This is a genomic window from Lentzea sp. CC55 (genome assembly GCF_021056325.1).
GTDB classification, from domain to species: domain Bacteria; phylum Actinomycetota; class Actinomycetes; order Mycobacteriales; family Pseudonocardiaceae; genus Lentzea; species Lentzea jiangxiensis.
Window position 1 is genome coordinate 239,995 of record NZ_JAJCXE010000002.1, and the last position, 26,542, is coordinate 266,536.

31 protein-coding genes are annotated in these 26,542 nt (G+C 67.3%); 8 read left to right on the forward strand and 23 right to left on the reverse strand.

Going from position 1 to position 26,542, the window contains the following annotated elements; genetic code table 11:
* Nucleotides 1-73: 73 nt before the first annotated feature.
* The 19 genes from L6E10_RS01870 to rpsL all read right to left on the reverse strand — a co-directional run bounded on the left by L6E10_RS01870 (nucleotide 74) and on the right by rpsL (nucleotide 11,868).
* Nucleotides 74-259 carry a type Z 30S ribosomal protein S14 gene (locus L6E10_RS01870; RefSeq protein WP_030473455.1) on the reverse strand — a complete coding sequence of 62 codons (186 nt, stop codon included), beginning with the start codon at nucleotides 257-259 and terminating at the stop codon, nucleotides 74-76.
* 4 nt (nucleotides 260-263) lie between these two features.
* Nucleotides 264-827: a 50S ribosomal protein L5 gene (gene rplE / locus L6E10_RS01875; protein ID WP_090094707.1), complete on the reverse strand. Its 564-nt coding sequence runs from the start codon at nucleotides 825-827 to the stop codon at nucleotides 264-266.
* A gap of 2 nt (nucleotides 828-829) precedes the next feature.
* Complete coding sequence (gene rplX, locus L6E10_RS01880; RefSeq protein WP_236216133.1) at nucleotides 830-1,144, reverse strand: 50S ribosomal protein L24; 315 nt, start codon at nucleotides 1,142-1,144, stop codon at nucleotides 830-832.
* A 2-nt stretch (nucleotides 1,145-1,146) separates the two neighbouring features.
* Nucleotides 1,147-1,515, reverse strand: a complete 369-nt coding sequence (gene rplN, locus L6E10_RS01885; RefSeq protein ID WP_030478306.1) for a 50S ribosomal protein L14 — start codon at nucleotides 1,513-1,515, stop codon at nucleotides 1,147-1,149.
* A 70-nt stretch (nucleotides 1,516-1,585) separates the two neighbouring features.
* Entirely contained in the window at nucleotides 1,586-1,867 is a 282-nt protein-coding gene (rpsQ, locus tag L6E10_RS01890) for a 30S ribosomal protein S17 (RefSeq protein WP_089949051.1), read from the reverse strand.
* Nucleotides 1,864-2,106, reverse strand: coding sequence for a 50S ribosomal protein L29 (rpmC, locus tag L6E10_RS01895; protein ID WP_090094705.1), 243 nt, complete (start codon nucleotides 2,104-2,106; stop codon nucleotides 1,864-1,866). Before rpmC ends, rpsQ begins: the two co-directional genes overlap by 4 nt.
* Nucleotides 2,106-2,525 (reverse strand): 50S ribosomal protein L16, encoded by a 420-nt coding sequence (gene rplP, locus L6E10_RS01900; RefSeq protein WP_030473461.1) that lies wholly within the window; start codon nucleotides 2,523-2,525, stop codon nucleotides 2,106-2,108. The genes rpmC and rplP overlap by 1 nt, the downstream gene beginning before the upstream one ends.
* Before the next feature lie 3 nt (nucleotides 2,526-2,528).
* Nucleotides 2,529-3,362, reverse strand: a complete 834-nt coding sequence (gene rpsC, locus L6E10_RS01905; RefSeq protein WP_090094704.1) for a 30S ribosomal protein S3 — start codon at nucleotides 3,360-3,362, stop codon at nucleotides 2,529-2,531.
* Nucleotides 3,362-3,760, reverse strand: coding sequence for a 50S ribosomal protein L22 (gene rplV, locus L6E10_RS01910; protein WP_090094703.1), 399 nt, complete (start codon nucleotides 3,758-3,760; stop codon nucleotides 3,362-3,364). Before rplV ends, rpsC begins: the two co-directional genes overlap by 1 nt.
* 34 nt (nucleotides 3,761-3,794) lie before the next feature.
* A complete protein-coding gene (gene rpsS, locus L6E10_RS01915; RefSeq protein ID WP_030478300.1) occupies nucleotides 3,795-4,076 on the reverse strand; it encodes a 30S ribosomal protein S19 in 282 nt (93 codons plus the stop codon).
* Nucleotides 4,077-4,094: 18 nt separating this feature from the next.
* Nucleotides 4,095-4,928, reverse strand: coding sequence for a 50S ribosomal protein L2 (rplB, locus tag L6E10_RS01920; RefSeq protein ID WP_089949047.1), 834 nt, complete (start codon nucleotides 4,926-4,928; stop codon nucleotides 4,095-4,097).
* A 19-nt stretch (nucleotides 4,929-4,947) separates the two neighbouring features.
* On the reverse strand, nucleotides 4,948-5,247 hold the full coding sequence (rplW, locus tag L6E10_RS01925; RefSeq protein ID WP_090046572.1) for a 50S ribosomal protein L23: 300 nt from the start codon (nucleotides 5,245-5,247) through the stop codon (nucleotides 4,948-4,950).
* Complete coding sequence (gene rplD, locus L6E10_RS01930; protein WP_236216135.1) at nucleotides 5,244-5,930, reverse strand: 50S ribosomal protein L4; 687 nt, start codon at nucleotides 5,928-5,930, stop codon at nucleotides 5,244-5,246. Before rplD ends, rplW begins: the two co-directional genes overlap by 4 nt.
* On the reverse strand, nucleotides 5,930-6,580 hold the full coding sequence (gene rplC, locus L6E10_RS01935) for a 50S ribosomal protein L3 (protein WP_089949042.1): 651 nt from the start codon (nucleotides 6,578-6,580) through the stop codon (nucleotides 5,930-5,932). The genes rplD and rplC overlap by 1 nt, the downstream gene beginning before the upstream one ends.
* Nucleotides 6,581-6,607: 27 nt before the next feature.
* A complete protein-coding gene (rpsJ, locus tag L6E10_RS01940; RefSeq protein WP_003938093.1) occupies nucleotides 6,608-6,913 on the reverse strand; it encodes a 30S ribosomal protein S10 in 306 nt (101 codons plus the stop codon).
* 589 nt (nucleotides 6,914-7,502) lie between these two features.
* Nucleotides 7,503-8,696 (reverse strand): elongation factor Tu, encoded by a 1,194-nt coding sequence (gene tuf, locus L6E10_RS01945; RefSeq protein ID WP_090094700.1) that lies wholly within the window; start codon nucleotides 8,694-8,696, stop codon nucleotides 7,503-7,505.
* Between the two features lie 145 nt (nucleotides 8,697-8,841).
* On the reverse strand, nucleotides 8,842-10,944 hold the full coding sequence (gene fusA / locus L6E10_RS01950) for an elongation factor G (RefSeq protein WP_236216137.1): 2,103 nt from the start codon (nucleotides 10,942-10,944) through the stop codon (nucleotides 8,842-8,844).
* Nucleotides 10,945-11,021: 77 nt separating this feature from the next.
* A complete protein-coding gene (gene rpsG / locus L6E10_RS01955) occupies nucleotides 11,022-11,492 on the reverse strand; it encodes a 30S ribosomal protein S7 (RefSeq protein ID WP_065915967.1) in 471 nt (156 codons plus the stop codon).
* 1 nt (nucleotide 11,493) lies between these two features.
* Nucleotides 11,494-11,868 (reverse strand): 30S ribosomal protein S12, encoded by a 375-nt coding sequence (gene rpsL, locus L6E10_RS01960; RefSeq protein ID WP_030473471.1) that lies wholly within the window; start codon nucleotides 11,866-11,868, stop codon nucleotides 11,494-11,496.
* A gap of 335 nt (nucleotides 11,869-12,203) precedes the next feature.
* Between rpsL and L6E10_RS01965 the strand changes: the two genes are divergently transcribed.
* The 8 genes from L6E10_RS01965 (at nucleotide 12,204) to L6E10_RS02000 (ending at nucleotide 16,863) form a co-directional block, all read left to right on the forward strand.
* Nucleotides 12,204-12,668 (forward strand): hypothetical protein, encoded by a 465-nt coding sequence (locus L6E10_RS01965; protein ID WP_236216139.1) that lies wholly within the window; start codon nucleotides 12,204-12,206, stop codon nucleotides 12,666-12,668.
* The gene (locus L6E10_RS01970; protein ID WP_236216140.1) at nucleotides 12,665-13,117 is read left to right on the forward strand and encodes a hypothetical protein; all 453 of its coding nucleotides are present in this window, start codon (nucleotides 12,665-12,667) and stop codon (nucleotides 13,115-13,117) included. Before L6E10_RS01965 ends, L6E10_RS01970 begins: the two co-directional genes overlap by 4 nt.
* Before the next feature lie 13 nt (nucleotides 13,118-13,130).
* Nucleotides 13,131-13,955 (forward strand): phosphotransferase family protein, encoded by an 825-nt coding sequence (locus tag L6E10_RS01975; RefSeq protein ID WP_236216141.1) that lies wholly within the window; start codon nucleotides 13,131-13,133, stop codon nucleotides 13,953-13,955.
* A gap of 40 nt (nucleotides 13,956-13,995) precedes the next feature.
* The gene (locus tag L6E10_RS01980; protein ID WP_090094696.1) at nucleotides 13,996-14,301 is read left to right on the forward strand and encodes a zf-TFIIB domain-containing protein; all 306 of its coding nucleotides are present in this window, start codon (nucleotides 13,996-13,998) and stop codon (nucleotides 14,299-14,301) included.
* A gap of 90 nt (nucleotides 14,302-14,391) precedes the next feature.
* Nucleotides 14,392-14,838 (forward strand): hypothetical protein, encoded by a 447-nt coding sequence (locus L6E10_RS01985; protein WP_236216143.1) that lies wholly within the window; start codon nucleotides 14,392-14,394, stop codon nucleotides 14,836-14,838.
* The gene (locus L6E10_RS01990; protein WP_236216145.1) at nucleotides 14,835-15,272 is read left to right on the forward strand and encodes a hypothetical protein; all 438 of its coding nucleotides are present in this window, start codon (nucleotides 14,835-14,837) and stop codon (nucleotides 15,270-15,272) included. Before L6E10_RS01985 ends, L6E10_RS01990 begins: the two co-directional genes overlap by 4 nt.
* A 108-nt stretch (nucleotides 15,273-15,380) precedes the next feature.
* Nucleotides 15,381-15,662, forward strand: coding sequence for a DUF4287 domain-containing protein (locus L6E10_RS01995; protein WP_236216147.1), 282 nt, complete (start codon nucleotides 15,381-15,383; stop codon nucleotides 15,660-15,662).
* A gap of 46 nt (nucleotides 15,663-15,708) precedes the next feature.
* Nucleotides 15,709-16,863 carry a DUF418 domain-containing protein gene (locus tag L6E10_RS02000; RefSeq protein ID WP_236216179.1) on the forward strand — a complete coding sequence of 385 codons (1,155 nt, stop codon included), beginning with the start codon at nucleotides 15,709-15,711 and terminating at the stop codon, nucleotides 16,861-16,863.
* Nucleotides 16,864-16,962: 99 nt separating this feature from the next.
* Here L6E10_RS02000 and L6E10_RS02005 read toward each other — a convergent pair whose 3' ends face one another.
* From L6E10_RS02005 to L6E10_RS02020, 4 genes are all read right to left on the reverse strand, one after another.
* Complete coding sequence (locus L6E10_RS02005; RefSeq protein ID WP_236216148.1) at nucleotides 16,963-20,859, reverse strand: DNA-directed RNA polymerase subunit beta'; 3,897 nt, start codon at nucleotides 20,857-20,859, stop codon at nucleotides 16,963-16,965.
* Between the two features lie 102 nt (nucleotides 20,860-20,961).
* Nucleotides 20,962-24,447 (reverse strand): DNA-directed RNA polymerase subunit beta, encoded by a 3,486-nt coding sequence (locus tag L6E10_RS02010; protein ID WP_236216150.1) that lies wholly within the window; start codon nucleotides 24,445-24,447, stop codon nucleotides 20,962-20,964.
* A gap of 742 nt (nucleotides 24,448-25,189) precedes the next feature.
* The gene (locus tag L6E10_RS02015; RefSeq protein WP_236216151.1) at nucleotides 25,190-26,002 is read right to left on the reverse strand and encodes a hypothetical protein; all 813 of its coding nucleotides are present in this window, start codon (nucleotides 26,000-26,002) and stop codon (nucleotides 25,190-25,192) included.
* A gap of 86 nt (nucleotides 26,003-26,088) precedes the next feature.
* A partial coding sequence (locus tag L6E10_RS02020; RefSeq protein ID WP_236216153.1) for a hypothetical protein occupies nucleotides 26,089-26,542 on the reverse strand: 454 nt, incomplete at its 5' end.

Genomic DNA, 26,542 nt, shown 5'->3' on the forward strand with positions numbered 1-26,542 from the left:
CCCGGCCTCCCCCCGGAGAGGGAGGCGCGGGACGGTCGTGTGCGGGCCTACAGCGAAGTAATGGAGCTTGGAATTACCAGCTGGACTTGCTCACGCCAGGCAGCTCACCGCGGTGAGCCATCTCGCGCAGGCAGATCCGGCAGAGGCCGAACTTGCGGAACACCGCGTGGGGGCGGCCGCAACGCTGGCACCGGGTGTAGCCCCGGACCTTGAACTTCGGCTTCTTCGCGGCCTTGTTGATCAACGCCTTCTTGGCCATCGACTCAGTTCTCCTTGAACGGGAAGCCCAGGTGCTTCAGCAGCGCCCGGCCCTCCTCGTCGTTCGTGGCGGTGGTGACGACGGTGATGTCCATGCCGCGGGGACGGTCGATCGAGTCGGGGTCGATCTCGTGGAACATCGACTGCTCGTTCAGACCGAACGTGTAGTTGCCGTTGCCGTCGAACTGCTTGCCCGAGAGACCGCGGAAGTCGCGGATGCGCGGGAGAGCGATCGTCAGCAGGCGGTCCAAGAACTCCCACATGCGGTCGCCGCGCAGCGTGACGCGCGCGCCGATCGGCATGCCCTCGCGCAGCTTGAACTGCGCGATGGACTTGCGGGCCCGACGGACCTCGGGACGCTGGCCGGTGATGATCGAGAGGTCCTTGACGGCACCCTCGATCAGCTTGCCGTCACGGGCGGCGTCGCCGACACCCATGTTGACGACGACCTTCACGACGCCCGGGATCTGCATCACGTTGGCGTAGTTGAACTGCTTCTGCAGCTCGCCGGTGATCTCCGAGCGGTAGCGCGTCTTGAGCCGCGGGATGATCTTCTCTGCGGTAGTCATGATCAGATGTCCTTCCCGTTACGACGGGAAATGCGGACCCGCTTGCCCTCGTCGTTCGTACGGTAACCAACACGGGTCGGCTTGCCGTCCGAGTCGACCACCATCACGTTGGAGACGTTGATCGGGGCTTCCTGGGTCACGATGCCACCGGACTGCGCGCCCCGCTGGGTCTGCGAGATCTTGGTGTGCTTCTTGATCCGGTTGACGCCCTCGACCAGGACCTTGCCGGTCTCCGGGTAGGCCTGGATGACCTTGCCCTTCGCGCCCTTGTCCTTGCCGGCGATGACGACGACCGTGTCGCCCTTCTTCACCTTCATGGTCAGAGCACCTCCGGAGCCAGCGAGATGATCTTCATGAACTTCTTGTCGCGCAGCTCACGACCGACCGGGCCGAAGATGCGGGTGCCGCGGGGCTCGTTGTCGTTCTTGATGAGCACGGCGGCGTTCTCGTCGAAGCGGATGTACGAGCCATCCGGACGACGGCGCTCCTTGACGGTGCGGACGATGACGGCCTTGACGACGTCACCCTTCTTCACACCGGCACCGGGGATCGCGTCCTTGACGGTCGCGACGATGATGTCGCCGATGCCCGCGTAGCGGCGGCCCGAACCACCGAGAACACGGATGCAAAGGATTTCCTTCGCACCAGTGTTGTCGGCGACACGAAGCCGCGACTCCTGCTGAATCACTTACTTGCTCCTGACCATTCCTGGCCCGCCGGATTTCCGACCCGACGGGCTCGGTCTGTCTAGAAAGGACTTACTTGGCCTTCTCGAGGATCTCGACGAGCCGCCAGCGCTTGGTCGCCGACAGCGGTCGGGTCTCCATCAGCAGGACGCGGTCGCCGACGCCCGCCGCGTTCTCCTCGTCGTGCACCTTCACCTTGGTGGTGGAGCGCATGATCTTGGAGTAACGCGGGTGCTTCTTGCGGTCCTCGAGCGCCACGACGATCGTCTTGTCCATCTTGTCGGACACGACGAGGCCCTCGCGGACCTTGCGGTCGTTGCGCTTCTCGGTCTGGACTTCGTTGCTTTCGGTCATGCCGCACCCTCACCAGTGGAATCCGGCGAAGCGGAGAGCCCGAGCTCCCGCTCCCGCATCACGGTGTAGATCCGGGCGATGTCGTGCCGGACCGTGCGCAGACGCCGGTTGTTGTCGAGCTGGCCCGTGGCCATCTGGAAGCGAAGGTTGAAGAGCTCTTCCTTCGACTCCTTCAGACGCAGCACGAGCTCTTCCTCGGTGAGCTCACGCAGCTCGGAAGCGGTGGTACCCGCTGCCATCAGAACTCACCACCCTCACGCGTAACGATGCGGCACTTCATCGGGAGCTTGTGGATCGCGCGGCGGAGCGCCTCGCGAGCGACCTGCTCGTTCGGGAAGGCCATCTCGAAGAGGACGCGACCCGGCTTGACGTTGGCCACCCACCACTCCGGCGAACCCTTACCGGAACCCATGCGGGTCTCGGCCGGCTTCTTCGTCAGCGGACGGTCCGGGAAGATGTTGATCCAGACCTTGCCGCCACGACGGATGTGGCGCGTGATGGCGATACGAGCGGACTCGATCTGCCTGTTGGTGACGTACGCCGGCTCGAGAGCCTGGATGCCGTACTCGCCGAAGGTGACCTTCGTGCCGCCCTTGGCAGCACCCGACCGCTTGGGGTGGTGCTGCTTGCGGTGCTTGACCCTACGAGGGATGAGCATGACTCAGCTCTCCGTCTTCTCTGCAGCAGCCGGGGCCTCGGCCGACGCGGAAGCGTCAGCTGCGGCACGACCGGCCTCGGTGCTCGTCGCGGTGGTGCCGCTGGCACCGGAGCGACGGGCCCGGTTCGGACGCTCGCCACGGTCGCGGCGCGGGGCGCGGTCGGCCTGCGAAGGCGCAGCCGCGTCGAGCGCGCGCTTGGCGGAGATGCCACCGACGATGTCGCCCTTGTAGATCCACACCTTCACGCCGATACGGCCGAACGTGGTGCGGGCCTCGAAGAAGCCGTAGTCGATGTTGGCGCGGAGCGTGTGCAGCGGCACGCGGCCGTCGCGGTAGTGCTCCGAGCGGGACATCTCGGCGCCGCCGAGGCGACCGCCGCACTGCACGCGGATGCCCTTGACCTGCGGCGAACGCATGGCCGACTGGATGGCCTTGCGCATCGCGCGCCGGAAGGCGACGCGGTTGGACAGCTGCTCGGCGACACCCTGTGCCACGAGCTGCGCGTCCGACTCGGGGCTCTTGACCTCGAGGATGTTCAGCTGGACCTGCTTCTTGGTGAGCTTCTCGAGCTCACCGCGGATGCGGTCCGCCTCGGCACCGCGACGGCCGATGACGATGCCCGGCCGGGCGGTGTGGATGTCGACGCGCACCCGGTCACGGGTCCGCTCGATCTCCACCTTGGAGATGCCGGCACGCTCCATGCCCTTGCTGAGCAGGCGGCGGATCTTGACGTCCTCCGCCACGTACTCGGCGTACTGCTTGTCTGCGTACCAGCGGGACTTCCAGTCGGTGGTGATCCCCAGCCGGAAGCCGTGCGGGTTGATCTTCTGGCCCACTACCGCGTTCCCTTCGCGCTGGTCTTCTTGGGACGAGACTCCACCTCGATGGTGATGTGGCTCGTCCGCTTGCGGATCCGGTACGCGCGGCCCTGGGCACGCGGGCGGAAACGCTTGAGGGTCGGACCCTCGTCCACAAAGGCCGCCGACACCCAGAGGGTGGCGGGGTCCAGGGACAGGTTGTTCTCGGCGTTGGCCATGGCGCTGGCGAGCACCTTCGCGACCGGCTCAGAAGCGGCCTGGGGCGCGAACTGGAGCACGGCCAGGGCCTCGCTGGCGTTACGACCCTTGATGAGCTCGACGACGCGACGGACCTTCATGGGGGTGTCGCGGACGTAGCGAGCCCGAGCCACGGCGCGCGGAAACTCCTGCGCCTCAGCGTCCTTACGGGCGTTCATCGCTGCTTTTCCCTTGCTCTTCTCAGTTCGACGCCTAGCGGCGACGAGACTTCCGGTCGTCCTTGATGTGACCCTTGAAGGTGCGGGTCGGGGCGAACTCGCCCAGCTTGTGCCCGACCATCGCCTCGGTCACGAACACCGGGACGTGCTTGCGACCGTCGTGCACCGCGATGGTGTGGCCGAGCATGTCCGGGATGATCGTGGACCGGCGGGACCACGTCTTGATGACGGTCTTCTTGCCCGCTTCGTTCTGGACGTCCACCTTCTTGAGCAGGTGGTCGTCGACGAAGGGACCCTTCTTAAGGCTGCGAGGCATCCTTCACTCCCTCCCTGCTCAGCGCTTCTTACCGGTGCGACGACGCCGGACGATGAGCTTGTCGCTTGGCTTACGGCGGCGGGTACGGCCTTCGGGCTTACCAGCCGGGTTGACCGGGTGGCGACCACCGGAGGTCTTACCTTCACCACCACCATGCGGGTGGTCAACGGGGTTCATGGCGACACCGCGGACGGTGGGCTTCTTGCCCTTCCACCGCATGCGGCCGGCCTTGCCCCAGTTGATGTTCTGGTGCTCCTTGTTGCCGACCTCGCCGAGCGTGGCGCGGCAGCGCACGTCCACGTTGCGGATCTCGCCCGAAGGCATCCGCAGCTGGGCGTACGGGCCGTCCTTCGCCACGAGCTGCACCGAGGCACCGGCGGAGCGGGCGATCTTCGCGCCGCCGCCGGGGCGGAGCTCGATCGCGTGGATCACGGAACCGACCGGGATGTTGCGCAGCGGCAGGTTGTTGCCCGGCTTGATGTCGGCCTTGGGGCCGTTCTCAACCGTGTCACCCTGCTTGAGCTTCTCCGGGGCGATGATGTAGCGCTTCTCGCCGTCCGCGTAGTGCAGCAGCGCGATGCGCGCGGTGCGGTTGGGGTCGTACTCGATGTGAGCGACCTTGGCCGGCACGCCGTCCTTGTCGTTGCGACGGAAGTCGATCAGGCGGTAAGCCCGCTTGTGACCGCCACCCTTGTGCCGCGTGGTGATCTTGCCCGACGCGTTGCGGCCGCCCAGCTTGTGCAGCGGACGGATCAGCGACTTCTCCGGAGTCGACCGAGTGATCTCGGCGAAGTCGGAGACGCTCGCACCGCGACGACCGGGGGTCGTCGGCTTGTACTTGCGAATGCCCATCTCTACGCAGTCCTCGTCATCAGGCGGCAGGGCCGCCGAAGATCTCGATCGGCTTGCTGTCCGAAGACAGCGTCACGATCGCGCGCTTCGTGTCCTTGCGCTTGCCGAACCCGGTGCGGGTGCGCTTGCGCTTGCCCTGCCGGTTGATGGTGTTGACGCTGACGACCTTCACGCCGAAGACCTTCTCCACGGCGATCTTGATCTGCGTCTTGTTCGAACCCGGAGCCACCAGGAAGGTGTACTTGTTCTCCTCGAGCAGTCCGTAGGACTTCTCGGAGATCACGGGCGCGAGCAGGACGTCCCTGTGGTCGGGGATCACTTCGAGGCCTCCTCGTCCACCACGGTCGCCGTGGCCTCGGCCGAGCCAGAACCCGACTGGGCCTTGCTGGCGAGGAACACGTCGAGCGAGTCCTTGGTGAACACCACGTCGTCGTTGACGAGCACGTCGTAGGTGTTGAGCTGGTCGGGCGCGATCACGTGCACGTGCGGCAGGTTGCGCACGCTGACCCACGCGACCTCGTCGGTGCGGTTGAGCACCACGAGAACGCGACGGGCCTGGGTGACCGACTCCAGGACCTTGCGCGCGGTCTTGGTCGACGGGGTGTCCCCGTCCACCAGGCCGGACACGACGTGCACCTGGTTGGCGCGGGCCCGGTCGGAGAGGGCGCCACGCAGAGCGGCGGCCTTCATCTTCTTGGGCGTCCGCTGCGAGTAGTCACGCGGCTGCGGGCCGTGGACGACGCCACCGCCGGCGAACTGCGGAGCACGCGTCGAACCCTGGCGGGCACGACCGGTGCCCTTCTGGCGGTACGGCTTCTTGCCACCACCGGACACCTCGCCGCGGGTCTTCGTGGCGTGCGTGCCCTGGCGAGCGGCGGCCTGCTGGGCCACCACGACCTGGTGCAGCAGCGCGACGTTCGCCTGCGCGTCGAAAACAGCCGAGGGGAGCTCGACCGTGCCGGCGGACGCACCGTCCGGCGTACGGATCTCAACCGTCGACATCAGGCACCACCCTTCGCGGCAGTCCGGACGAACACCAGACCACCCTTGGGGCCGGGAACAGCGCCCTTGATGAGCAGCAGGCCGTTCTCGGCGTCGATCTTGTGCACCTTCAGGTTCTGGGTCGTGACGCGCACGTGGCCCATGCGGCCGGCCATGCGCAGACCCTTGAAGACGCGACCCGGAGTGGCGCAGCCACCGATGGAACCCGGCGAGCGGTGCTTGCGCTGGGTGCCGTGGCTGGAGCCGAGACCCCGGAAGTTGTGGCGCTTCATGACACCCGCGGTGCCCTTGCCCTTGCTGGTGCCGGTGATGTCGACAACAGCGCCGGCCTCGAACACCTCAGCGGTGATCTCCTGGCCGACCGTGTACTCGCCGGCGTCCGCCGTGCGCAGCTCCACCAGGTGGCGACGGGGCGTGACCCCGGCCTTGGCGAAGTGGCCCGCGACGGGCTTGTTGACCTTGCGCGGGTCGATCGCGCCGGCCGCCAGCTGGACGGCGGTGTAGCCGTCCTTCTCCTCGGTGCGAACCTGGGTCACGACATTGGGCTCAGCCCTGACGACGGTCACCGGGACGACCCGGTTGTTCTCGTCGAAGACCTGAGTCATGCCGAGCTTGGTGCCCAGGATGCCCTTCATCTGCCTGTCAGACATTGGTCCGTTACTCTCCGCGCCCAACGCTTACTGGATGTTGACGTCGACGCTGGCCGGCAGGTCGATGCGCATGAGCGCGTCCACCGTCTTCGGCGTCGGGTCGAGGATGTCGATCAACCGCTTGTGCGTGCGCATCTCGAAGTGCTCGCGCGAGTCCTTGTACTTGTGCGGCGAGCGGATGACGCAGTACACGTTCTTCTCAGTGGGCAGCGGCACGGGCCCGACAACCCGAGCGCCGGTGCGCGTCACGGTCTCAACGATCTTGCGCGCAGACGCGTCGATCGCCTCGTGGTCGTAGGCCTTGAGCCGGATGCGGATCTTTTGTCCCGCCATGATGGCTTGCCGTTCCTCTGCTTCTCGTAACCGCTGCGGTGCGGTGCCTCGGATGAGGCCTGTTACAGCCTCTTGGCGCGCTCCGCCCCTGTTGAAGTGTCATGGTGCCCGGTCCACGCGGTCGGGCGTGTCGCGCCCGGTGCGCATACCGGTCCCACGCAAGGTCTCCCCGGTGGGATTGGGCCTACCACAGCCCATGCACCCTGATGCCCATCTCCGCAAGGAGGCGTTCACTAACAGGGCGCGGACGCTCGGTCGAAGGGTCCGAGCACGCACGGATGCGACCCGGCCTTCGTCGAGCAACCCGTAAAGAATGCCACATGGTCGTGAGGCACTCCAAATCGGGGTGGCCGACTTGGTCCCAGATCACGTCCGGATCTTGACCGGTGAGCCGCTCCGTCCGTCGCGTGTGGAGCGACGGCGGCGCCGGTTCCATTGTCCGGCAACGGGTTCGCCGACGCGTCCTCGTTCCCCGGTTCCCGGCGACTGCGCGGCGTGAGCTACCGCACAGCTCGTCCGGGGGAACGACGAAGGCCGGGCCAACGGGAAGCCGTTGGCCCGGCCTGTCGCCGAACTGGGTCGAGCTAGGTCACTTGATGATCTTGGTGACCGAGCCGGCGCCGACGGTGCGGCCACCCTCGCGGATCGCGAAGCGGAGGCCCTCGTCCATGGCGATCGGCTGGATCAGCTTGACCGACATACCGGTGGTGTCACCCGGCATGACCATCTCGGTGCCCTCGGGCAGCGTCACAACGCCGGTCACGTCCGTCGTGCGGAAGTAGAACTGCGGACGGTAGTTGTTGAAGAACGGCGTGTGGCGGCCACCCTCGTCCTTGGACAGGATGTAGACCTGCGCCTCGAACTCGGTGTGCGGGGTCGTGGTGCCCGGCTTGACGATGACCATGCCGCGCTCCACCTCCTCGCGCTTGATGCCGCGGAGCAGCAGCGCGGCGTTGTCACCGGCGCGACCCTCGTCGAGGAACTTCTTGAACATCTCGATCGAGGTGACAGTCGTCTTCTTCGACTGCTCCTTGATACCGACGATCTCGATCTCGGAGTTCACGTTGATGATGCCGCGCTCGATACGACCGGTCACGACGGTGCCGCGGCCGGTGATCGTGAAGACGTCCTCGACGGGCATGAGGAACGGCTTGTCGGTCTCGCGCTCGGGCTCCGGGATCGCCGTGTCGACGGCGTTCATGAGCTCGAGAACGGACTTGCCCCAGGTCTCGTCACCCTCCAGCGCCTTCAGCGCCGAAACGCGCACGACCGGCAGGTCGTCGCCCGGGAACTCGTACTCGGAGAGCAGCTCGCGGACCTCGAGCTCGACGAGCTCCAGGATCTCCTCGTCGTCGACCATGTCGGCCTTGTTGAGCGCGACGACGATGTAGGGGACGCCGACCTGGCGGGCCAGGAGGACGTGCTCCTTCGTCTGCGGCATCGGGCCGTCGGTCGCCGCGACCACCAGGATGGCGCCGTCCATCTGCGCCGCACCGGTGATCATGTTCTTGATGTAGTCGGCGTGACCGGGGCAGTCGACGTGCGCGTAGTGACGGTTCTCCGTCTGGTACTCGATGTGCGCGATCGAGATCGTGATGCCGCGCTGCTTCTCTTCCGGCGCCTTGTCGATCTGGTCGAACGCGAACGAAGCGTTCACATCGGGGTACGCGTCGTGCAGAACCTTGGAGATCGCCGCGGTCAGCGTGGTCTTGCCATGGTCGATGTGACCGATGGTGCCGATGTTGACGTGCGGCTTCGTCCGCTCGAACTTCGCCTTCGCCACTGGATTGTCCTCCTGGACTTCTTTTGCTGGTCCGGCCGGCTAGGTGGCGGCCGGCCGGACTTACACGTCAGGGTCAAAAAGTAGCGGACCCCAGGGAATCAACCCCGGAGAGCCCGCGGTGGAACTGCGGTGCTCCGGTGTGGGGTTATTCCCCAGTCGCCTTCGCGATGATCTCCTTCGAGACGTTCGCGGGAACCTCTGCGTAGGAGTCGAACACCATCGAGTAGTTGGCACGACCCTGGGTCTTGGACCGCAGGTCACCCACGTACCCGAACATTTCCGACAGCGGGACCAGCGCCTTGACGACACGGGTACCGCTGCGCTCCTCCATGGCCTGGATCTGGCCACGGCGGGAGTTCAGGTCGCCGATCACTTCACCCATGTAGTCCTCGGGCGTCGTGACCTCGACGGCCATGATCGGCTCGAGGATCGCGGGGGAAGCCTGACGAGCAGCTTCCTTCAGCGCCATGGAGCCGGCGATCTTGAACGCCATTTCCGAGGAGTCGACCTCGTGGTAGGCGCCGTCGAGCAGCGTCACCTTCACGCCGACCAGCGGGTAGCCCGCCAGCACGCCGTACTGCATCGCGTCCTGTGCACCCGCGTCGACCGACGGGATGTACTCACGCGGGATGCGACCACCGGTGACCGCGTTGACGAACTCGTAGAGAGCGCCGTCGTCGGACTTCGGCAGCGGCTCGACGGTGACGAGCACCTTCGCGAACTGGCCGGAACCACCGGTCTGCTTCTTGTGGGTGTAGGAGTACTTCTCCACCGCCTTGCGGATGGTCTCCCGGTACGCCACCTGAGGCTTGCCGATGTTGGCCTCGACCTTGAACTCGCGGCGCATGCGGTCCACCAGGATGTCCAGGTGGAGCTCGCCCATGCCGGCGATGATGGTCTGGCCCGTCTCCTCGTCGAGGTTGACCCGGAACGTCGGGTCCTCCTCGGCGAGCTTCTGGATCGCGGTGCCGAGCTTCTCCTGGTCCGCCTTCGTCTTGGGCTCGATGGCCACCTGGATGACGGGCTCGGGGAAGGTCATCGACTCGAGCACGATGGGGTGCTGCGGGTCGGCGAGGGTCTCACCGGTCGTGGTGTCCTTGAGACCGATCACGGCGTAGATGTGACCCGCGATGGCCTCGGTGACCGGGTTCTCCTTGTTGGCGTGCATCTGGAAGATCTTCCCGATGCGCTCCTTGCGGTCCTTGGTCGCGTTGACGACCTGGGTGCCGGAGGCGACCTTGCCCGAGTAGACCCGGATGTAGGTCAGCTTGCCGAAGAACGGGTGCACGGCGATCTTGAACGCCAGCGCCGAGAAGGGCTCCTCGGAGGAGGCCTTGCGCGACACGACGGTCTCGCCGTCCTGCAGCGTGCCCTCGACCGGCGGGAGGTCCAGCGGCGACGGCAGGAAGTCGATCACCGCGTCGAGCATGGGCTGGACGCCCTTGTTCTTGAACGCGGAACCGCACAGCACCGGGTAGGCGGTGCCCTCGGCGACGATCTTGCGGAGACCCGCCTTGATCTCGTCGACGGTGAGGTCGCCCTCCTCGAGGAACTTCTCCATCAGCTCGTCGCTGGTCTCAGCGACAGCCTCCAGGAGCCCCTCGCGGAACTCGTTCGCCTTGTCGACGAGGTCGGCCGGGATCTCCTCGACCGCGTAGTCCTCGCCCTTCTGGACCTCGCCACGCCACGTGAGCGCGCGCATCTCGACCAGGTCGACGACGCCGATGAAGTCGCTCTCGGCACCGATCGGGATCTGGATCGGGAGGGGCTTCGCGCCCAGGCGCTCGGAGATGGTGCGGATGGTGAAGTAGAAGTCCGCGCCGAGCTTGTCCATCTTGTTGACGAAGCAGATGCGCGGGACGTCGTACTTGGTCGCCTGCCGCCAGACCTGCTCGGACTGCGGCTCGACGCCCTCCTTGCCGTCGAAGACGGCAACGGCACCGTCGAGGACGCGCAGGTTGCGCTCGACCTCGACGGTGAAGTCGACGTGGCCGGGCGTGTCGATCAGGTTGATCTGGTGGTTCTTCCAGTAGCAGGTCGTCGCGGCCGACGTGATCGTGATGCCGCGCTCCTGCTCCTGCTCCATCCAGTCCATCACGGCCGCGCCGTCGTGAACCTCGCCGATCTTGTAGCTGATCCCCGTGTAGAAGAGGATCCGCTCAGTCGTCGTGGTCTTGCCCGCGTCGATGTGCGCCATGATCCCGATGTTGCGGACCTTGGCAAGATCAGTGAGCACGTCCTGTGCCACGGGTCTTTCCCCTGTCTTGAGCTTGTCAGCTCACTAGGGCCGGGAGCGCCCGGCCTGCTTGGAGGCCGGGCGTCACATCACCAGCGGTAGTGGGCGAAGGCCTTGTTGGACTCGGCCATCTTGTGAGTGTCCTCACGGCGCTTGACGCTCGCACCGAGACCGTTGCTCGCATCGAGCAGCTCGTTCATCAGACGCTCGACCATCGTCTTCTCACGGCGCTGCCGGGAGAAGGTGATCAGCCAACGAAGCGCCAGCGTGGTGGAGCGGCCGGGCTTGACCTCGACCGGGACCTGGTAGGTCGCGCCACCGACGCGGCGGCTCTTGACCTCGAGGGCCGGCTTGACGTTGTCGAGCGCGCGCTTCAGCGTGACGACCGGGTCGGTGCCGGTCTTCTCGCGAGCACCCTCGAGCGCTTCGTAGACGATCTTCTCGGCCACCGAGCGCTTGCCGTCGACCAGCACCTTGTTGATCAGCTGGGTCACCAGCGGCGAGCTGTAGACCGGGTCGGAGATCAGCGGCCGCTTGGGGGCCGGTCCCTTGCGGGGCATCTCAGCTCTTCTCCTTCTTCGCGCCGTAACGGCTGCGAGCCTGCTTGCGGTTCTTCACACCCTGGGTGTCGAGAGAGCCACGGATGATCTTGTAACGAACACCCGGCAGGTCCTTCACACGACCGCCGCGCACGAGCACCATCGAGTGCTCCTGGAGGTTGTGACCCTCACCGGGGATGTACGCCGTGACCTCGATACCGCTGGTCAGCTTCACGCGAGCGACCTTGCGCAGTGCGGAGTTCGGCTTCTTGGGGGTGGTGGTGTAAACGCGGGTGCACACACCGCGCCGCTGCGGCGAGCCCTTGAGGGCCGCCGTCTTCTGCTTCGCCACCTTGTCCTGGCGGCCCTTGCGGACCAGCTGCTGGATCGTTGGCATTCGCCGGCTGCTTCTTCCGTCTTGTGCGGGATTCCCTTGCGGTTCACCCTCGTGTTTCTTGTTCCCTCTCTGCACCCGAGGTCGGGCGTGTCGCCCTCTCCCCAGGTCCGCAGGCACCAGTTCAACTGCCCCTGCGAGTGGAGGACACCGCGGCCTCACGGGCACGCGGAGCGGCCCGACATGGATCGGGCACGAGTAGCAAAGATACCCGCCCACGTCTACCTGGGTCAAAACGGGGGTACCGCGGCACCGCCTGCAGTAGACATGTCGCGCTTGATCAACACGCTACGGGGGGAACGACCTTGTCGCAGGCGAGCGGCTTCGAGAAGTGGTACATGCGTTGTGTGGTGACGTTCTTCGGTCTGGTGCTGGTCGTTCCGGCGATCATCTTCATCCCCGAGGTGCTGTCGGAACCGGAGGTCGGTGACTGCGCCGAGCCGGTCGCCGAGTCGGAGGGCGGGTTCGACATGGATGAGACCAACTGCACAGCGCGGGAGGCGGCCTACCGGCTCGTGCGCCTCGATCGGAAGCGCGGGTGCCCTGAGGGCGACTACCTCGCGCGCTCCGAGCGGGCGGCGGGCAAGAGCGGCGGCAGGAAGTACTTCTGCTTCGTCCTCAACGCGGCGGAGGGCGACTGCTTCAAGCGGGGTGACGCCTTCCACGAGCGCGTCGCGTGCGGCACCAGCGGTGCGCAGAGGGTGTCCAAGGTGGCCCGCGCCCACGACCGGGCGTTGTGCGGCGACCGCGAGGCCCGCGTCTACCCGGACCCCGCGCTGACGGTCTGCCTGGAGAAGGCGTGAAGTCCGCGGCGCTGGTCGCCGCCCTGGTGCTGGCCGCGACCGGATGTGCCGGCTGCTCCGAGCAGGCCGGCGTCGGCGAGTGCGCGAAGCAGGTCGACCTGAACGACACGAGCGTGAACATGGCCGAGGTCGACTGTTCGTCGCAGGAGGCCGTGTACCGCGTCTCCTCCCGTGAGCGGCGCACGACGTGTCCCACCGGCGACTACCTGACGGAGTCGTCGGGCAGGTCGAAGAAGAACGGCAGGACGCGGCTCTGCTACGTGCTCAACGTGAAGGAGGGTGACTGCCTGAAAGCGGTCAACCAGTACTTCGAACGAGTGAAATGCGGCGCGGGGACCCGCAAGGTCACGAAGGTCGTGGACGGGAAGTACGACCGGGCGCTGTGCGCGGGCGACGACTCGAAGACGTACCTGCAGCCGGTGAGGACGATCTGCCTCGGCAGGGCCTGATCTACTTGTGCGCGTGGACGACCTGATCGCGGCGATGGCCTCGCTGACCGGCTCCCCCGCCGACCCGGAGGTGCTCGGCGGCGACCGCGGCGACGTCGTGGTGGTGCGCGTCGGCGACGTGGTGGCCAAGGCGCTGCCCGCGGACACCGACATCGAGGCGCTGCGGCAGCGGCTGGACATCGCGGCGGCGCACCCGGAGCTGATGCTGCCGCCGCTGATGCCGTTGCAGTTCGTGGACGACCGGCCCGTGACGGTGTGGCCGTACGGGACGCCGGTGAGCCAGGCGGATCCCGATGCCGCGCCGTGGGAGGAAAGCGCGGCACTGCTGGCGAAGTTGCACGTGTTGCCCGCGCAGGGTCCCGTGGCCGGTGCGCCGGAACGGATCGTGCGCGCCATCAAGGCGTTGCCGCCGGAGTTGCCGCACGCCGATGTGGTGCTGAGGGCGTTCGAGGTGCTGCCGCCTCTCGGCATGTCGGCGAAGGCCCTCATCCACGGCGACTGGCACCTGGGGCAGCTCGTGCACCGGGGTGCCTGGCGGCTCATCGACGTGGACGACCTGGGGGTCGGGGATCCGGTCTGGGACCTGGCCCGGCCCGCGGCGTTGTTCGCGGCCGGGGTCCTGCCCGCCGACCTGTGGGCGCGGTTCCTGAACGCCTACCGTGAAGCGGGAGGTGTGGCGCTGCCGACATCCGAGTGGGAAGCGCTCAACATCCCGGCTCAGGCGTACGTTGTGCAGATGGCGGCGCGGGCGCTCATGTCCGGGTTGCAGGCAGTGGAACCGCTGGTCGAGGCCTGTCGTCGGATCGTCGCGACGTACGAGAGCAGTGACCGCGGCTAATATCGTTTTTGTCCGGTCCCACCGCAGGAGGCTCACCACGATGCAGTGTCCCAAGTGTCATGCGAACATGCGCACGTTCGACCGCATGGGCGTCCACATCGAGCAGTGCGACGGCTGCCGCGGGGTCTTCCTCGACTACGGCGAGCTCGAGTCGATCACGCGCCTCGAGGCCCAGATGCAGGCTCCGCCGCCCGTCGCCCCGCCGCCCGCCGCCTACCCGGCGCCGGCCCAGCCCGCCTGGGGTGCCGCACCGCAGCAGGTCCACCACCACCACGGCGGCCACGCGGGCTACGGCTACGGCCACCGCAAGCACCGCGGCCTCGGCGGCCTGTTCTTCTCCTCCTGATCTGCGCGACGGCCCCGGATCCCTGGTCCGGGGCCGTTGACGACTACCGAAAAACAGGTGGATAATCGGTAGTCAAAGGGAGGTGCAGCCATGTCCGTCGCGACCGAGGCCGCCCAGATCCGCGACCTCTTCGACACGATCGAGGAGATCGAGGCCGTAGCCTCGTCCCTCTCCGAAGACGACGAACGCCGCCGCCGCCTCGACGGCGTGGTGGCCAAGACCCTCCGCCAGGCCCCACCGGTACGTCCCGTGGTGGCGGGCGAGCTCCTCGACCTCACCGAGAAGACCGTGAAGGCCTGGGCCCGCGAAGGCGTGCTGGCCATCCACAGCCGAGAACCGCGCATGCTGCTCGACACCGTGCGCCTGCACGAGGTCCTGCACCTCGTCTCGGACCTCCGCCGCGCCGGCAAGACCCGCGGCCTCATCGACGAGGTGCACCGCCGTCTCAGCGACCGGTCCCTGCTCGACAGGTCCGACCTCGCCACCTCCCTCGACGAGATGCGCAACGGCAAGGGACGCGTGGTCCGCACAGCTTGATCCAGGTAGTAGAGACCCACACCGCCCACGCCCAGGCCAACGGCCTGCGCGGCCGTGCCCGCCTGGCCTACGAACGCTTCCTCGACGAGCTGGCCCACTCCGGCTGCGCCGCCCTCGGCTACCGCGTCACGGGCCCGGAGCCCCTGCCGCGCCTGTGCGTGAAACACCTGCGCGGCGCCGACCGCGTGGTCGTCGCCTTCCCCTCCCCCGACGTCGTGTGGGTGCTCCTGGTGGGCCCGCACGACGACGACCCGGGGGTCGACCTCTACGAGGCCCTGTACGAGATGGCCGGCGTGCGACCCCGGCTGTCGGAGAAGCGCACCAAGCCCCGCTGCTGCACCGACGAGAGCGGCGTGCCGCCGTTGGTCGACGAGCATCTGGTGGACGACCTCGTCATTCGGGCCCGCGCACTCGCCCGCGCCCGCCGCCGCTAGTCCGACGACCTTCCGCGCACTCCCTTGCCGGATGTCACCGACAAATTTTATTGTCAAGACAAGGATGGTTGTCCTAGTCTCGGTTCCACCAGACGAACGGAGACCACGATGTCGTTCCAGGCCTACCTCGACGGCGCCGAGAAGAAGACCGGCAAGACCCCCGCCGAACTGCTGGCCGCGGCCGCCGAGCGGGGCTACGACGCCACGACCAAGGCGGGCGTGTTCCTGGAGTGGCTGAAGACGGACTACGACCTGGGCCGCGGTCACGGAATGGCGTTGTTCCACGTCCTGAAGAACGGGCCGGAGATCAGCGCGAAGCACGTCGGCACCACCGGCAGCCACCGCGACGACTCCGCCACACTTCGCCTGGACGGCCTCGCAAACCGCTGAAACGTGAAGCTTCCGTCACGTATATTCCCAGGTCAGCACCTTGCTGGTGCTGTTGACCCTGGGGACTCGGATGAACACGGTGGGCAAGCGGTCGCTGGCGCCTGACCTGGCGCGCGGCTTGATGTTGATGCTGATCGCGCTCTCACACGCGCACCAGTTCATCCGCGGGCATCCGACCACCCACCGCAACTACCCGACGGACGGCGACTCGCTCGACCTCGCGATCGCCGGCGTGCAGATGGTCTTCGTCGACGGACAGCCGTTGCCGCTGTTCGCGGCGTTGTTCGGCTACGGGCTGGTTCAGCTGGCAGGCCGGCAGCCCACGTGGCCCGCGGCGCGCTGGACCGTCGTCAAGCGCTGCTTCTGGATGATCGTGCTCGGCGGCCTGCACGCGCACTTCCTGTTCGAGGCGGACATCCTCGGCACCTACGGCCTGCTCGGGCTGATCCTGGTCGGCACGATGGTGTGGCGCGACCAGTCGCTGCTCGCGCTCGCCGGCGGGTGGATGGTCGTGTACCTGGCCTACGTCGTGCTGTCGGCGTTCCGCGTCATCAAGGTCGACGGGGTGTTCCCCGAAGGGATCGCCACCTGGGCGTTGCACTCGGTGGCGTGGCCCGCGGCGGTGCTGGTCCCGGTGGTGCTGGGCATGTGGGCCGCACGGCACAAGATGCTCATGGAGCCGGAACGGCACGTGCGGTTCCTGCGGAACGTGGCGATCGGCGGCATCAGCTTCATGATCGTCGGCAGCCTGCCGCTCGCCCTGACCGTCGCGCAGGTGCTGCCGGGCGTGCCGATGCCGCTCGTCGTCCTGCACACTGTCAGCGTCCTGCCCGGCGGCCTCGGCTACGCAGCGCTGATGGGCTGGATTTCGGCCCGTGTGAAGAAGCCGAACCTGCTGATGGTGGCGATCGCCGCGACCGGTGAGCGCTCGTTGACCAACTACATCCTGCAGTCCGTGTCGTGGACGCTGGTGTTCACGATCGGCGGCCTCGGCTACCGGATCGGCGTCGCGGAAGCCTCGCTCGTCGGTCTGCTCACCTGGCTCGCGACCGTCGTGCTGTCGCTCGGCATGCACCTCGCCGGCATCCGCGGGCCACTGGAGGTGCTGCTGCGGTTCCTGACGTACGGGCGGCGCAAGAAGAAGCCCGCGGCGCGTCCTCCGCTCCCACCTGCTCCCGTGCCGGCCCAGCAGTCCAGGTAGCCCGGCACGGCCTGGTCCTGCCGCGCAGGCCCACCCACTCCCGAGAACGGGAACGGCCCCCGGAGCGCGAGGCTCCGGGGGCCGTTCCAAGACCACCGACTAGCGGTAGTCGCGACCGAAGTCGTAGTCGTCCAGCGGCACCGCGGCACCCGTGCCCGTGCCGAAGACGTCCGGGGTGTAGTACCCGTCGTCGTACGAGGGGATCGCGTACGCGGCGGCACGCGCTTCCTCGGTCGGCTGGACCTGGATGTTGCGGTAGCGGTTGATGCCCGTACCGGCCGGGATCAACTTACCGATGATGACGTTCTCCTTCAGACCGATGAGCTTGTCCGAACGCCCGTTGATGGCGGCGTCGGTCAGCACACGCGTGGTCTCCTGGAACGACGCGGCGGAGAGCCACGAGTCGGTCGCCAGCGAAGCCTTCGTGATACCCATCAGCACCGGACGGCCGGCTGCCGGCTCGCCACCCTCGGCGACGACGGCGCGGTTGCCCGACTCGAAGTCCGCGCGCTCGACCAGCGAGCCCGGGAGGAACTCCGTCGCACCCGAGTCGATGATCGTGACCCGGCGGAGCATCTGCCGGACGATGACCTCGATGTGCTTGTCGTGGATCGCCACACCCTGGGCGCGGTACACCTTCTGCACTTCCTGCACCAGGTGCAGCTGGGCCTCGCGCGGGCCCATGACGCGCAGGACCTCGTGCGGGTCCGGAGTACCTTCCAGCAGCTGCTGGCCGACGGCCACGTGGTCGCCGTCCTGCAGCGGGCCGGTGGCCGTGTTGGCGAGACGCTGACGCTTGGACAGCTTCTCGAACACGATCTCCTCGGAGCCGTCGTCCGGGATCAGCGTGATCTTCCAGAAGCGGTCGCCGTCCTCGATGCGGACGCGGCCGTCGACGTCGGCGATCGGCGCCTTGCCCTTCGGGACGCGGGCCTCGAAGAGCTCCTGGACACGCGGCAGACCGGTCGTGATGTCGTCACCGGCCACACCACCCTGGTGGAAGGTGCGCATCGTCAGCTGCGTACCCGGCTCACCGATCGACTGGGCGGCGACGATGCCGACGGCCTCGCCGACGTCGACCAGCTGGCCGGTGGCCATCGAGCGGCCGTAGCAGGACGCGCACACACCGACCGCGGACTCGCAGGTCAGGACCGAGCGGACCTTGACCCGCAGGATGCCGGCCTCGACCAGCGACTGCAGAGCCGGGTCGCCGAGGTCGTCACCGCGGTTCAGCACCAGGTTGCCCTGGGCGTCGTGGATGTCGTCCGCGACCGTGCGGGCGTAGACCGACGTCTGCGCGAACTCGTGCAGGCCGACCTTGTCGCCCAGCTGCTCGCCGACGGTCATGTTCACGCCACGCGTGGTGCCGCAGTCGACCTCGCGGATGATGACGTCCTGCGAGACGTCCACCAGACGACGGGTCAGGTAACCCGAGTCGGCGGTGCGCAGCGCGGTGTCGGCGAGACCCTTGCGGGCACCGTGCGTCGCGATGAAGTACTCCAGCACCGACAAGCCCTCGCGGAACGAGTTCTTGATCGGACGCGGGATGTACTCACCCTTCGGGTTGGTCACGAGACCACGCATACCCGCGAGCGAACGGACCTGCGTCATGTTGCCGGCGGCGCCGGACTGCACGATGACGCGGATCGAGTTGTCCTCGGGGAAGTTGTCTTCCATGATCTCGTGGACCTGCTCGGTGGCCTTGGTCCACACCTTGACCAGCTCGGAGTTGCGCTCCTCGTGGGAGAGCTGACCGCGCTGGTAGCGCTTCTCGACGGCGTCCGCGAGGCGCTCGTGCTCCTCGAGGATGTCCTGCTTCGCCGCGGGCACGAGGACGTCCGAGATCGCGACCGTGACACCGGAGCGGGTGGCCCAGTGGAAGCCGGCGTCCTTCAGCTTGTCCAGCGTCCGGGCGACGGTGACCATCGGGTACCGCTCGGCCAGGTCGTTGATGATGATGGCCTGCCGCTTCTTGGGCATGACCTCGTTGATGAAGGCGTAGTCCTGCGGCAGGATCTCGTTGAACAGCACGCGACCCAGCGTGGTCTCCGCGAGCCACGGCTGACCGGGCTCCCAGCCCTCCGGCTCCTGCCCCTTGGGCGGGTTCTTGTCGGAGACGCGGATCTTCACCATCGCCTGCAGGCCCAGGACCTTGCGGTCGAACGCCATCAGGGCCTCGGCGGGCGACGAGTAGAAGTGGCCCTCGCCGATGTCGCCGGGCTTGTGACGGGTCAGGTGGTACAGGCCCGTCACCATGTCCAGACGCGGCATGGCCAGCGGCTTGCCGGACGCCGGGGACAGGATGTTGTTCGACGACAGCATCAGGACGCGGGCCTCGGCCTGCGCCTCGGCGCTCAGCGGCAGGTGGACCGCCATCTGGTCACCGTCGAAGTCGGCGTTGAACGCTTCACAGACCAGCGGGTGCAGCTGGATGGCCTTGCCCTCGACCAGCTGCGGCTCGAAGGCCTGGATGCCGAGGCGGTGCAGCGTGGGTGCGCGGTTGAGCAGCACCGGGTGCTCGGTGATGACCTCTTCCAGCACGTCCCACACGGCCGGGCGCGCGCGCTCGACCATCCGCTTGGCGGACTTGATGTTCTGCGCGTGGTTGAGGTCCACGAGCCGCTTCATCACGAACGGCTTGAACAGCTCCAGGGCCATCTGCTTGGGCAGACCGCACTGGTGCAGCTTGAGCTGCGGGCCGACCACGATGACCGAACGGCCGGAGTAGTCGACGCGCTTGCCGAGCAGGTTCTGGCGGAACCGGCCCTGCTTGCCCTTCAGCAGGTCGGACAGCGACTTCAGCGGGCGGTTGCCCGGTCCGGTGACCGGACGGCCGCGGCGGCCGTTGTCGAACAGCGCGTCGACGGCCTCCTGCAGCATCCGCTTCTCGTTGTTGACGATGATCTCGGGCGCGCCGAGGTCGATCAGTCGCTTGAGGCGGTTGTTGCGGTTGATGACGCGGCGGTACAGGTCGTTCAGGTCGGACGTCGCGAAGCGGCCACCGTCGAGCTGCACCATCGGGCGCAGGTCCGGCGGGATGACCGGGACGCAGTCCAGCACCATGCCCTGCGGGTTGTTGCGGGTCGCCTGGAAGGCGGCAACGACCTTGAGGCGCTTGAGCGCACGCAGCTTCTTCTGGCCCTTGCCGCTGCGGATCGTCTCGCGCAGGACCTCGGCCTCGGCGTCCACGTCGTAGTCACCCAGCAGCTTCTGGATGGCCTCGGCGCCCATGGCACCGGTGAAGTAGTCGCCGTAGCGGTCGTACAGCTCGCGGTAGAGCAGCTCGTCCGCGATCAGCTGGGCGCGCTCGAGCTTGGTGAAGGTGGACCAGATCTCGTCGAGGCGGTCCAGCTCGCGCTGGGCGCGGTCGCGGAGCTGGCGCATCTCACGCTCGCCGCCCTCCTTGACCTTGCGGCGCACGTCGGACTTGGCACCCTCGGCCTCGAGCTCGGCCAGGTCGGCCTCGAGCTTCTGGGCGCGGGCCTCCACGTCGGCGTCGCGGCGGTTCTCGACGCGCTTGCGCTCGACCTGCATCTCGCTCTCGAGCGTCGGCAGGTCGTTGTGGCGCAGCTCGGCGTTCACGCCCACGATGACGTAGGCGGCGAAGTAGATGATCTTCTCGAGGTCCTTGGGGGCCAGGTCGAGCAGGTAGCCCAACCGGCTGGGGACGCCCTTGAAGTACCAGATGTGCGTGACCGGAGCGGCGAGCTCGATGTGGCCCATGCGCTCACGACGCACCTTCGCGCGGGTCACCTCGACGCCGCAGCGCTCGCAGATGATGCCCTTGAAGCGCACGCGCTTGTACTTGCCGCAGTAGCACTCCCAGTCCCGGGTGGGACCGAAGATCTTCTCGCAGAACAAGCCGTCCTTCTCGGGCTTGAGCGTGCGGTAGTTGATGGTCTCGGGCTTCTTGACCTCGCCAAAAGACCACTGGCGGATGTCGTCCGCGGTCGCGAGACCGATGCGGAGCTCATCGAAGAAGTTGACGTCGAGCACGTCTACTCTCTTCCCCTTTTTAGATCGGTGGCAAAAGGAGCTGGTCGGGAAGGCTGGGGAGCGCTACGCGGGAGGCATTGCGCTCCCCAGCCGGCGAGGTGACTAGTTGACGACGTCGTCCACGGAGGGCGACTCGGACCTCGACAGGTTGATGCCGAGGTTCGCGGCCGCGCGCTCCAGGTCCTCGTCGTCGCCGTCGCGCATCTCGATCGCGGCACCGTCCGAAGACAGGACCTCGACGTTGAGGCAGAGCGACTGCAGCTCCTTGAGCAGCACCTTGAAGGACTCCGGGATACCGGGTTCCGGGATGTTCTCGCCCTTGACGATGGCCTCGTAGACCTTCACGCGGCCGAGCACGTCGTCGGACTTGATGGTGAGCAGCTCCTGCAGGGTGTATGCGGCGCCGTACGCCTGCATCGCCCAGCACTCCATCTCACCGAAGCGCTGACCACCGAACTGCGCCTTACCACCCAGCGGCTGCTGCGTGATCATCGAGTACGGGCCGGTCGAACGCGCGTGGATCTTGTCGTCCACCAGGTGCAGCAGCTTCAGGATGTACATGTAGCCGACCGACACGGGGAACGGGTACGGCTCGCCGGAGCGGCCGTCGAAGAGCTGCGCCTTGCCGTTCTCCTTGACCATCCGCTCGCCGTCGCGGTTCGGGATCGTCGAGCCGAGCAGGCCCGTGATCTCCTCTTCCTTGGCGCCGTCGAAGACGGGGGTCGCGGTCTTGGTGCCGGGCTCGACGTCGTACAGCTCTTCCGGCAGGTTCTTCGCCCAGTCCGGGTCGCCGTTGACGCTCCAGCCCTGCTTGGCGATCCACCCGAGGTGGGTCTCCAGCACCTGGCCGATGTTCATACGACGCGGCACACCGTGGGTGTTCAGGATGATGTCGACCGGCGTGCCGTCCTCGAGGAACGGCATGTCCTCCGCGGGGAGGATCTTGCCGATGACGCCCTTGTTGCCGTGGCGGCCGGCGAGCTTGTCACCGTCCTGGATCTTGCGCTTCTGGGCCACGTAGACGCGGACGAGCTCGTTGACGCCCGGAGGCAGCTCGTCGTCGTCCTCACGCGAGAAGACGCGGATGCCGATGACCTTGCCGTACTCGCCGTGCGGCACCTTCAGCGAGGTGTCGCGCACCTCGCGCGCCTTCTCACCGAAGATCGCGCGGAGCAGGCGCTCCTCCGGCGTCAGCTCGGTCTCGCCCTTGGGCGTGACCTTGCCGACGAGGATGTCGCCCGGCTGCACCTCGGCACCGATGCGGATGATGCCGCGCTCGTCGAGGTCGGCCAGGACCTCCTCGGAGACGTTCGGGATGTCCCGGGTGATCTCCTCGGCGCCGAGCTTCGTGTCGCGGGCGTCGATCTCGTGCTCCTCGATGTGGATCGAGGTGAGAACGTCGTCCTGCACGAGGCGCTGCGACAGGATGATCGCGTCCTCGTAGTTGTGGCCTTCCCACGGCATGATCGCCACGAGCAGGTTCTTGCCGAGCGCCATCTCACCGTTCTCGGTGCACGGCCCGTCGGCCAGGACCTGGCCCTCCTGCACCCGGTCGCCCTCGTTCACGATGGGCTTCTGGTTGATGCAGGTGCCCTGGTTCGAGCGGCGGAACTTGTGCAGCGCGTAGGTGTTGCGCGCACCGTCGTCGGCCATGACGGTGATGTAGTCGGCGGAGACCTCCTCGACGACACCCGTCTTCTTCGCGACGACGACGTCACCGGCGTCGACGGCGGCGCGCAGCTCCATGCCGGTGCCGACGAGCGGCGACTCGGAGCGGAGCAGCGGCACGGCCTGGCGCTGCATGTTCGCACCCATCAGGGCGCGGTTCGCGTCGTCGTGCTCGAGGAACGGGATCATGGCCGTCGCGGCCGACACCATCTGGCGCGGCGAGACGTCCATGTAGTCGACGTCGGTCGGGTCGATGAACTCGACCTCGCCGCCCTTCTTGCGGACCAGGACGCGGTCGTCGGTGAAGTTGCCCTCGTCGTCGGTCGGCGAGTTCGCCTGCGCCTTGACGAAGCGGTCTTCCTCGTCCGCGGTCAGGTAGTCGATCTGGTCGGTGACCCGGCCGTCGACGACCTTGCGGTACGGCGTCTCGATGAAGCCGAACGGGTTGACCCGCGCGTAGGACGAGAGCGAACCGATCAGGCCGATGTTCGGGCCTTCCGGCGTCTCGATCGGGCACATGCGGCCGTAGTGCGACGGGTGGACGTCGCGGACCTCCATGCCGGCCCGCTCACGGGACAGACCACCGGGACCCAGCGCCGACAGGCGGCGCTTGTGGGTCAGACCCGCGAGCGGGTTGGTCTGGTCCATGAACTGCGACAGCTGCGAGGTGCCGAAGAACTCCTTGATCGCCGCCACGACGGGACGGATGTTGATCAGGGTCTGCGGCGTGATGGCCTCGACGTCCTGCGTGGTCATGCGCTCGCGGACGACGCGCTCCATGCGGGACAGGCCGACGCGGATCTGGTTCTGGATCAGCTCGCCGACCGTGCGCAGACGGCGGTTGCCGAAGTGGTCGATGTCGTCGACCTCGACGGGGACCTCGGTGCCGTTGGCGCCGTCCATCATCGTCTCACCGGCGTGCAGGCGGACGAGGTACTCGATCGTCGTGACGATGTCGTCCTCGGTCAGCACACCGGTGTTGATGTCGGTGTCCAGGCCCAGCTTCTTGTTGACCTTGTAGCGGCCAACCTTCGCCAGGTCGTAGCGCTTGTCCTTGAAGAACAGGTTCTCCAGCAGGGCCTGCGCGGACTCCTTCGTGGGCGGCTCGCCCGGACGCAGCTTGCGGTAGATGTCGAGCAACGCCTCGTCGGTACCCGCGGTGTGGTCCTTCTCGAGCGTGGTCAGCAACGTCTCGCTGAACGCGAACCGCTCGCGGATCTGCTCCGTGCTCCAGCCCAGAGCCTTCAACAGCACCGTCACCGGCTGGCGACGCTTCCGGTCGATGCGGACACCGACGGTGTCGCGCTTGTCGACGTCGAACTCCAGCCAAGCACCCCGGGACGGGATGATCTTGACGCTGAAGACGTCCTTGTCGGTCGTCTTGTCGACCGCGGTGTCGTAGTACACACCGGGCGAACGCACGAGCTGAGAAACCACCACGCGCTCGGTGCCGTTGATGATGAACGTGCCCTTGTTCGTCATCATCGGGAAGTCACCCATGAACACCGTCTGGCTCTTGATCTCGCCAGTGGTGTGGTTGGTGAACTCGGCCGTGACGAACAGAGGTGCCGCGTACGTCATGTCCTTGTCCTTGCACTCCTCGGTCGAGGCCTTGACCTCGTCGAAGCGCGGATCGGAGAAGGACAGTGACATGGAGCCGGAGAAGTCCTCGATCGGCGAGATCTCGTTGAGGACCTCTTCGAGGCCGCCCGTCGGGGTCTCGTCACCGGCGTCGACGCGGCGCTGGAACCACGCCTCGTCACCGGTGAGCCATTCGAAGGACTGGATCTGCAGGTCAAGCAGGTTGGGCGTCGAAAGCGGTTCGTGAATCTTCGCGAAGGAGACTCGCTTCGGCGCTCCAGGGATCCCCGACGTGGAGTTGGTCGCAGCAGTGGCCTTGGTCGCGCGAGAGATCGCCAAGATGCGTCCTTCCAGGGACAGGTAGCTGGCTAGAGCGAACTAGCACGGCTGTCAAGGGTGCGGCGATGCCCGACTAATCCACGCTCTCGGCGAAGGGCAAGCGGAAAATGGGCAGCGCAAAGGGGCAGTCTAGCCACACGCACGGCGACTGTCGAGAGGCACCTGGAAGGACCCTCCTCTTGCTCACCGACAGAGTGACCCTGCATGAGCGCGCAGTCAAGATGTTGCGGGCCGATCCACCCTCTGGATGGAGCGGCGTCTTCTTCCCCTCATCCAACTGACCTGCACAAACACGTGTGCGGCCGGTTTGGTGGGAAGTTGACGGCTTCTAGCGGTCTCACAGAGCGCCACGAGAATTCATGTGACCGAGATCACGCGTGTCGGGGCTGGCGGAGGACGTCGGTTCGGTGCTTCTGGAGCTCCTGAGGCGACCTCGCAGGGAGTTGATCTTAGCGGGCGGAGATCAGGTACCCGGAGCCGGGCCGAGCCAAACGATCTTGGGCGCGGCTGTGCCGGGGCTCGCGGCCGGTGGTGTTGGGGCGGGTGGGTCGGGACGGTCGGCGCCACCCCCAGGGTGGGGCGTGGTGGTCCCGATGAGGCGCGGCGGTCCCGATGAGGCGCGGGCGCGGCCCTGCGCGGCCGGCTCGTGGGCAGGAGGGGCGCAGGAGGCAGGCCCGCGGTCGACACGCCCCGCAGCCGGCCCGTCCACCGGCTCCCGGCCGGCCGCTCTCGAGCGGACCCGTCAGCAGCCCTGGAGCTGGCGGTTCTGCTCGGCCGTCGCGCCGAACATCTCCATGTTGTCGATCTTCCAGCGGCCGTCGTCGTCCACGGCGCTCACGCGGAGCATGGCGGTGCCGCCACCGGTCTGGTTGTCGGTCGTGCGGGTGGTGACCTGGTCGGCGAAGACGAGGACGGCGGCGCGGCCGTCCTTGAGGGACGACACGGCCGAGGAGACCACGCGGACGGTCACGACGAGCTTTTGCTGCGGCGCGACTTCCTTCACCGGGCCGAAGACGGCGTTGTACTGGCACAGGGCCTTGCCGGTGAGCAGTTCCTTCGCGGCCTTCTCGGTGGCCTCGACGTCGGCGAAGTTGTACGAGAACGACTTCTCGACGGCCTCGCGGACCTGGCCGTTCACGGCCGAGGTGGTGGCCGAGTCGACCAGGGCCGCGTCGTAGGCCACCGCACGCGACTTCAGCAGGAAGAACGTGCCCAGGCCACCCAGCAGCACCGCCACCACGAGCAGGGACACCGGGAGCAGCCAGCCGGTCCTCACGGCCGGCGGCTCGTCGGCCTTCTCCGCCGCGGCGGGTTCGTCCACGGCCTCGGCGGCGGCAGGCTCGTCAGCAGCGGCCCTGACCGCCGCCTTCCCGCCCGACGGCTTCTTCACCGCCGGCGGCTCCCACTCGACCGGCGCCGGCGCCTTGAGCTCCGCCTCCTCGACCGCGCCCGCAGCGGCGGGCACGGCCTCAGCCGGCTCGACGGCCTCAGCCGGCTCGACGGCCTCGGCGGGCTCGGCCGGGGAAGCGGCGGGGCGCCGGTTCAGACCGGCCACCTTCGGGCGGCCTCCTGCGGGCGGCGTGGGGATGGGGCGGCGGCGGGATGGGGGCACGTGCACTCGTCCAATCAACTCATGCCGGATCAGACGCCGGCCCGCAGCGGGCCCAGCTGGCTCAGCTTCCAGCCGTCCTCGGTGCGGGTGAGCATCGTCAGGTACCGGTTGATCTTGGTGACCTTCTGGCCGCCGTCGGGGGTCACGGTGCTCTCGACGACGGCGATCATCGAGGCGCTGCCCGCGCGGTCGTCCAGCTCGGTGATCGCGGCGTCGAGGACCTTCGACGTCGTCACGGACTTGGCGTCGACCAGCTGCTTCTTGCGCGAGTCCTTGTCCTTGTCGATCTCGGCGCGCAGGTCGCCGGTCGACGAGCTGAGCCAGCGCTGCAGGTCCTCGTCGACCTTCCGGTAGTCGAGCGTCAGGAAGTTCGTGATGCCGACCTGGCCGGAGCGCAGGGCCTCGTCGCGCGTCGCGGCGAACGACGACTCCGACGAGTGCGACGCCGAGTACCAGGCCACGCCCGCGTACGCCGCGAAGCCG